Annotated in this window: 1 protein-coding gene; it reads right to left on the reverse strand. The window is 41.5% G+C overall.

Features of this window, described 5'->3' with window-relative positions; genetic code table 11:
- Positions 1–260: accessory Sec-dependent serine-rich glycoprotein adhesin (locus HMPREF2697_RS08065; RefSeq protein ID WP_004182211.1), on the reverse strand; the 260-nt coding region annotated here is incomplete at its 3' end.
- Positions 261–265: the final 5 nt, after the last annotated feature.

Genomic DNA, 265 nt, shown 5'->3' on the forward strand with positions numbered 1-265 from the left:
ACATAAGTCGCTACTCCTCCACCTAGTAGAGCTCCTGTTGCGGCTACTCCCTTTAAAAGTCTGTCACTTGTGACTAAAGGTACTTCTTCCTCAACTTGATGAACTGATACAGATGACGCATCCACACGACCACTTATTATCTTAAAAAGTCCAAAGTGAGAGGTTGCGGCACGTAACCAATGTTTCCCTGACTTTACCAATTTAAAACGTGTCACACGATCAGTTTCTCGGTACTGACCCTCATTTCTTCTAAAAAACATATATA

The sequence above is a fragment of the Streptococcus sp. HMSC064D12 genome, assembly GCF_001837205.1.
GTDB lineage: Bacteria > Bacillota > Bacilli > Lactobacillales > Streptococcaceae > Streptococcus > Streptococcus salivarius_D.